The sequence below is a fragment of the Rhodococcus sp. 1168 genome (assembly GCF_002091955.1).
Taxonomy (GTDB): Bacteria; Actinomycetota; Actinomycetes; order Mycobacteriales; family Mycobacteriaceae; genus Rhodococcoides.
In genome coordinates this window covers 24337-30805 of the sequence record NZ_MKKY01000044.1, presented here as the reverse complement: position 1 = coordinate 30805, position 6469 = coordinate 24337, and the positions used below count along the sequence as shown (strand labels likewise).

The 6469-nt window shown below is 58.3% G+C and carries 5 protein-coding genes; 4 read left to right on the top strand and 1 reads right to left on the bottom strand.

Annotated elements, in window-relative coordinates:
• The 4 genes from BJI47_RS08575 to BJI47_RS08555 form a co-directional block, all read left to right on the top strand.
• The coding region (locus BJI47_RS08575; RefSeq protein WP_088942194.1) for an IS3 family transposase at positions 1 to 924 on the top strand (924 nt) is incomplete at its 5' end.
• Between the two features lie 365 nt (positions 925 to 1289).
• Positions 1290 to 1673, top strand: a complete 384-nt coding sequence (locus tag BJI47_RS08565; RefSeq protein WP_088943329.1) for a hypothetical protein — start codon at positions 1290 to 1292, stop codon at positions 1671 to 1673.
• An 888-nt stretch (positions 1674 to 2561) separates the two neighbouring features.
• The gene (locus BJI47_RS08560; RefSeq protein ID WP_088943328.1) at positions 2562 to 2963 is read left to right on the top strand and encodes a hypothetical protein; all 402 of its coding nucleotides are present in this window, start codon (positions 2562 to 2564) and stop codon (positions 2961 to 2963) included.
• Between the two features lie 179 nt (positions 2964 to 3142).
• A complete protein-coding gene (locus tag BJI47_RS08555; RefSeq protein ID WP_088943327.1) occupies positions 3143 to 5509 on the top strand; it encodes an arylsulfatase in 2367 nt (788 codons plus the stop codon).
• A 70-nt stretch (positions 5510 to 5579) separates the two neighbouring features.
• Here the strand turns inward: BJI47_RS08555 and BJI47_RS08550 are convergent, their stop codons facing one another.
• Complete coding sequence (locus BJI47_RS08550; protein WP_088943326.1) at positions 5580 to 6464, bottom strand: polysaccharide deacetylase family protein; 885 nt, start codon at positions 6462 to 6464, stop codon at positions 5580 to 5582.
• Positions 6465 to 6469: the final 5 nt, after the last annotated feature.

The window sequence follows — 6469 nt, the reverse complement described above, 5'->3', positions numbered from 1 at the left end:
GTCCGCGTACTTCGCAGCCAATCAACAAAAGTAGAGCTCTACACGTTGATGGCCGCGGAGTACGCGAACTCCGCAGTTCACCGGATGGCGCGCCTGCTCGAGGTGTCGACCTCCGGCTTCTACAAGAACCAAGGACGCAGTGTGACAACCCGATTGGCAGAGCGAGAGCAGCGTAGAGCCGATCTGGAGATCAAGATCCTCGCGATCCACCAGGAGTCGAAAGGCGTGTACGGGGCACCGCGCATCACCGCCGAACTCCACGACCGAGGCGAGGTGATCACCGAGAAAACTGTCGCCAAGATCATGCGATCGCTCGGTGTCGTCGGCATCAGTCCGCGCACGTTCAAGGTCCGCACCACCGTGGTCGATCCGTTCGCCTCGTTCCCTGATGATCTGGTCCAGCGCCGTTTCGATCAGGGTGAACTCGATGCGGTGTGGACTTCGGACATAACGTATCTGACCTGCGGGGAGGGGGATATGTACCTGTGCGCGATCAAGGACGAGCACTCGAAGAAGGTTCTCGGATGGGCCGTGGCCGATCACATGCGCACCGAGCTGGTTGTCGAAGCGTTGGAGATGGCGGTCGCCGAACGTGGCGGCGATGTCGCGGGAACAATCATGCACTCGGACAGGGGATCTCAGTACACTGCTGACATCATGAAGCAGGCGTGTGAACGGTACGGGTTGCGGCGTTCGATGGGTGAAACCGGTCAATGCTGGGACAACGCCGGCGCCGAAAGTCTGTGGTCGACGTTCAAGCACGAGTACTACTACCGGCACACCTTCGTTCATGCCACTGAATTGGTTGCTGCAGTTGACAACTGGATGAACTTCTACAACACTCGCCGTAGGCACTCCACGATCGGGATGCTCAGCCCCACCACGTACGAACAGTCACTGATCGCGCCCATCATGGCCGCGTGACCACTGTCCACTTTTCGGGGGGAACCTCAATGGCCGGCGTGGTAGCCATCGAGCGACCACACGCTTGGACTTGGCAAAGCACAAATGTTTCGACGGCATGCTCGCCGGCCGTGTCACTGCGCGAGGAGTTCTCGGGTCGACGTGAAGCAAAGGCACTCGATGCAGGCGTGTTCGTGACTGCATGGTGTGGCGTATGGACGCTCGCAGAAGCCTAGTTCGACTTCGACTTTTCGATTATCGAAGTGTGCTCGAATTCGGTCCATTCCGCTGCGGTGACTGGTGCAGACTCGTCGGACGGTCGTAACGCTCGCGTGAGAGACACTTCTTGCCTTGGCGAACGCGATTCGTCAATATATGTTGACGATATGGATTCCGGGAAGAAACGCACCGCAGCTGAACTGACTGCGATGTACGACCAATACAACGCCGCCCTCGCAGCGGTCGAGCTCGCTGAAGTTGTGTGCGATCTGGGGCGCAAGGATACTGCCAAGTGGATCACCGACGCCGAGCGGCGTCGCGTTGAGGCCGTCTCGGATTTCGAAGCGCTCGAGATCAACGCGTTCCTGGCGTCGACGATGATCGCCGACCGCTACGCCATCATCGAGCGCCTGCGCAGTGCAAGCCCGCCGGTGCCGTGGTCGAAGATCGGCGACGTTCTCGGCATGAGCAAGCAAGCAGTGCACCAGTGGTACGGCGGCTACAACCTGCGGCCCAGAGTGAAGAACCCGACTGACCCGTCTGACAGTTGAGGAGCAACTGCAACAGAGAGCGTCAAGATCTCTTGACGGTCGGCTGTCTCCGAGGGTTTGGAGCCAGCGAAATGCAATTTCAATGAGATCAGTTTCAATCGCAGGTCTGGGGGATTGTGGCCGTTGGCACGCACGGCGGCAGTGAACATGCATAGCAAAACGACTCGTTGGGCTGACCGTGCGTGATGCCTAGGTACAGCCATCGCGCACGGTCGCACACCGATGATCCACCGACCGACCGTCGGCTGACGAGTCAGCATGCGTCACGCAGAGTGCGAGTTGTGTCTACTGGCATACCAAGCGGAAAAATTTTCGACGGGGGACCACTTCCAACGTATTACTTGACATAATGTTGATTATCGGCAAAATGGCCGAATTGCAGGTTTGCCAGGTCAGCGCACGCTCGGCACGGTGAGCTGCTTCAGTGGGTAATCCGTCTTCAGGCGCCGTCGATCAGTCGCCTTGTGCAGTATGTCGAGTCGCGCAAGCGCGAAATGCACGCACATGAAAAAATTTCGGCACGCTCGCTGCACTCCACATGCATGTCAAAAACGTCGATGCCTCCAGATGCATCGCTCCGGGTCCATGTGCATTCTGGCTAAAACTCTCGGACGCTGCTTCGCGGTCCATCCCCTATTGTCAGGGCTTTCTTCCTGTCGAATCGTCACTGTGACGATTCGACAGGAAGAAATGGTCGTGTTCTCCGAAGACCTCTGGATGATCTACCGGTCTCGCACTTGTCAGCAGCCGATGCTCTGATCCCGCCCGTAGGTTCAGGCGAGAGCTTGGCGCCACAGGCGGGATTCATCCGCAGTGGGTGAGTATTTTCAGCCCAGGACGGCTCACACTCGAATTCGACAACCGCTGCCGCGAGGATAGAGGAATGTGATGACTACTGAATACGACCGCCATCCCGTAAAACAAGGATTTGCAGCCGGAACAACATTCGCCGCCGCAATCCTGCTGCTTACTGTGTCGATTTTGACTGTGCTGCAGGGCATTTCGGCAATATCGAAAGACGCATTGTTTGTCGCCGGACCTGAGTACATCTACAAATTCGATCTCACCACGTGGGGTTGGATCGTCACCATTGTAGGTGTACTCGGTGCGCTTATTGCAATCGGCATGTTCAGTGGAGCTGTCTGGGCCCGAGTCGGTGCCATTGTGATCGCAGCACTATCGATCATCGCCAATTTTCTGTGGCTTCCCTACTACCCATGGTGGTCGGTTTTGGTGATCGCGATCGACATCGTCGTAATCTGGGCTGTCGCTTCTTGGAGAACCGACTGAAGCACCTCGGCGGCAAGGGAAGTCAGCTCGAGGCGGTTCATCACCACGCCTCGAGCTGACTTCCCTTGCTCCTGTGCGTCCAGATGGGTCACCTATCCCCCGCCGGCGGACCTCTACTGATTCACCAATCCAATTCGAGCGCCCTCCAACCAGTCACTATGCAGCACTAGGAGTCAGCTATGACGGACGAGTCATTTGCACGTCGTGATTCGCTTCCTATTCCAGATCGCCAGCATCTAGGCTTGATAACTTACGACGCCAAGGATCCGGACACCAGTTTCCCGCCGATCGAACCGCTATTGCCTCCTGAGGGTGCGCCGAACATTCTGGTGATTCTTCTCGACGATGTTGGTTATGGCGCCAGTAGCGCATTCGGTGGACCGTCTGACACCCCGACTGCAGAGCGTCTGCAGGGTGGGGGTCTGACCTACAACCGTTTCCACACCACTGCGCTGTGTGCTCCGACCCGGGCGGCACTACTCAGCGGGCGTAATCACCACTCGGTAGGGATGGGGATGATTACCGAGACCGCCACAGCAGCGCCTGGATCCTCAGGCATGCGCCCCAACACCAAAGCGTCGCTGCCGATGACTTTGAAACTCAACGGTTACTCGACAGCGCAGTTCGGCAAGTGTCACGAGGTGCCTCCTTGGCAAACCTCACCGGTCGGACCGTTCGACGCCTGGCCCACCGGCGGCGGTGGGTTCGAATACTTCTATGGGTTCATCGGCGGCGAGAACAATCAGTACTATCCTGCGCTGTACGAAGGCACCAACCCTGTCGAGGCCGAGGGGACGCCGGAGGACGGGTATCACCTCACCGAGGACCTAGCGGACCGAGCAATCGATTGGATTCGTACGCAGAAGGCGCTTGCGCCCGAGAAGCCGTTTTTCGCATACTTTGCTCCGGGCGCCACTCACGCACCGCACCACGTCCCGTCCGAGTGGGCCGACAAATATGCAGGCAAGTTTGCGGGCGGATGGGATGAACAGCGCGAAGCAATCATCGCTCGGCAAAAAGAGTTGGGCCTCGTGCCCGCGGACGCCCAACTGACCCCACGTCCGGATGCAATCCCATCCTGGGACGATATGAGCGACGAACTCAAGCCTGTACTCGAACGGCAAATGGAAATCTATGCCGGGTTCCTCGAACACACCGACTACCATGTCGGCCGAGTGATCGACGCTGTGGAATCCGTTGGTGCACTCGATAACACGCTGATTTACTACATCATCGGAGATAACGGCGCGTCGGCCGAGGGAACAGTCAACGGTGCCTTCAACGAAATGGCGAACTTCAACGGTTTGGCATCGATCGAGACACCCGAGTTCATGGCCGAAATGAAGGACAGCCTCGGTGGACCCGATTCCTACAACCACTACTCCGTCGGTTGGGCGTGGGCGATGTGCACCCCGTTCCAGTGGACGAAACAGGTGGCTTCACATTGGGGCGGTACGAGAAACGGCACCGTGGTGCACTGGCCGGCCGGTATCACCGGAAAGGGTGAAATTCGTTCTCAGTTCACCCATGTGATCGATGTTGCGCCCACGATTCTCGAGGCCGCTGGTATCCCCCAACCCACATTCGTACTGGGAGTTCAGCAATCACCCATCGAGGGCACCAGTATGATCTACACCTTCGACTCGGCAGACGCACCCGAACGTCACGACCTGCAGTACTTCGAGATGGCAGGCAATCGCGGCATCTATTTCAAAGGGTGGAGTGCTGTCACTCGCCACAGCACACCCTGGTTGCCCAATGAACAACTCCCCGCGCTCGACGACGATGTCTGGGAGCTTTACGACGGCGAGAACGATTGGACCCAAGCCAACGACCTGGTGCGGGAAAACCCTGAGCGACTGGCAAGTTTGCAAAGGCTTTGGCTGATCGAGGCCGTCAAGTACAACGTCCTGCCTATCGACGATCGCCGCTTCGAACGCTTGAATGCAACTCTGGCTGGGCGGCCACAATTGATCAAGGGCACCAGGCAAGTTTTGTTTCCAGGAATGAAGCGACTCAGTGAACACAGTGTCCTGGACATCAAGAATCGATCGTTCAGTGTGACCGCCTCGATAGAGACACCCTCGGATGGACACACCGAGGGCGTGATCATCGCTCAAGGTGGCCGATTCGGTGGCTGGGCGCTCTACGTGAAGGACGGGCACGCATCCTTCGTGTACAACTTGCTCGGAATGACTGAATTCACCGCCACCGCAACAGAAGCGATCAGCCCGGGCAAGCACCAGATCCGCGCCGAGTTCGCCTACGACGGAGGCGGGCTCGCCAAGGGCGGCACTGTCACCGTCTTCTATGATGGTCGCGAGGTCGGGAACGGTCGGGTAGATCAGACACAGCCGATGGTTTTCTCCGCCGACGAAACGACCGATATCGGCGAGGACTACGGCATGCCGGTCAGCGTTGCGTACGCCGGCGCCAGCAAATTCAACGGCCGCATCGAGGTCGTGCAAATAGATGTCGGCGACGACGACCACTCGCACCTCATCGACCCCGCCGACATCGCCAGAGTCGCAGTATCGCGCCAGTAGCAACAGGCTTGTTCTCGACACCTGAACCTTGTCGAATCGGTTTCCTCCACCGTTTCGACAAGGTTCAGTGCTACTTCGGGGGCATGACGCTGCGAAAGTGATCAGCGATGTCGCCTGTCGTGGTGAACCAAACGCCGTCGGCATTCGCCGTCATGTGTTCGAGTGCAGCGCGAAAGCGCCGAAGTCGATACGGCTGGCCGGTCAGAAATGTGTGAATCGAGATGGCCAGCACCACAGACTGATCGGCTGAGTTGTCCTTGAGTTCCTCGAACGAATCGATGATCGTGCGCCCGAACTCGTCCGCTGTGCCGTGATGGTGAACGAATGCCGGCAGATCGTTGACCTCGTGGGGATACGGAACGCTGAGCAGCGGTCCGCCGCGAGTGGAAAGCCACACCGGTTGATCATCGATCGGCCAGTCGAGTGTGTAATCGAATCCGCGCTCAGCAAGGAGGTCCTCGGTTACGCGACTCGGATTGGCGCCAGGACTCATCCACCCACGAGGTGGTATCCCTTCGAGGCGTTCGATCGTGCGATAGACCTCGTCGATGGTCTGGCGCTCGTCGGTCTCTTCCTGTTGGTTCGGCTGGACTGCGTTGGTGCGGCCGTGGGCTACGAAGTCAGCGTCGAGTTCACGAAAGGCGTCGAGCAACTCAGGTGCGTGATCGTATGTTTCGGTGTTGAGCAACAGGGTGGGCCGTATTCCGCTCCGCTGAAGAGTTTCTGCGATCCGGAATCCGCCTACACGGTTACCGTACTCACGCCACCCCCAGTTATAGGTGTTCGGTTGATCCATATTCGGGGTGTAGCCGAGGCCTGGGGGGCCGTCGTCGAAGGGAAAGTGCTCGCAGTTGACAGCGACGTACACCGCAAGTCGAGCACCACCGGGCCACTCGAACTGTGGACGATCGGTGATAGCCGAGTAGTCGAAGCGTCCGTGTGAGGCAAGGGCCATCGGCT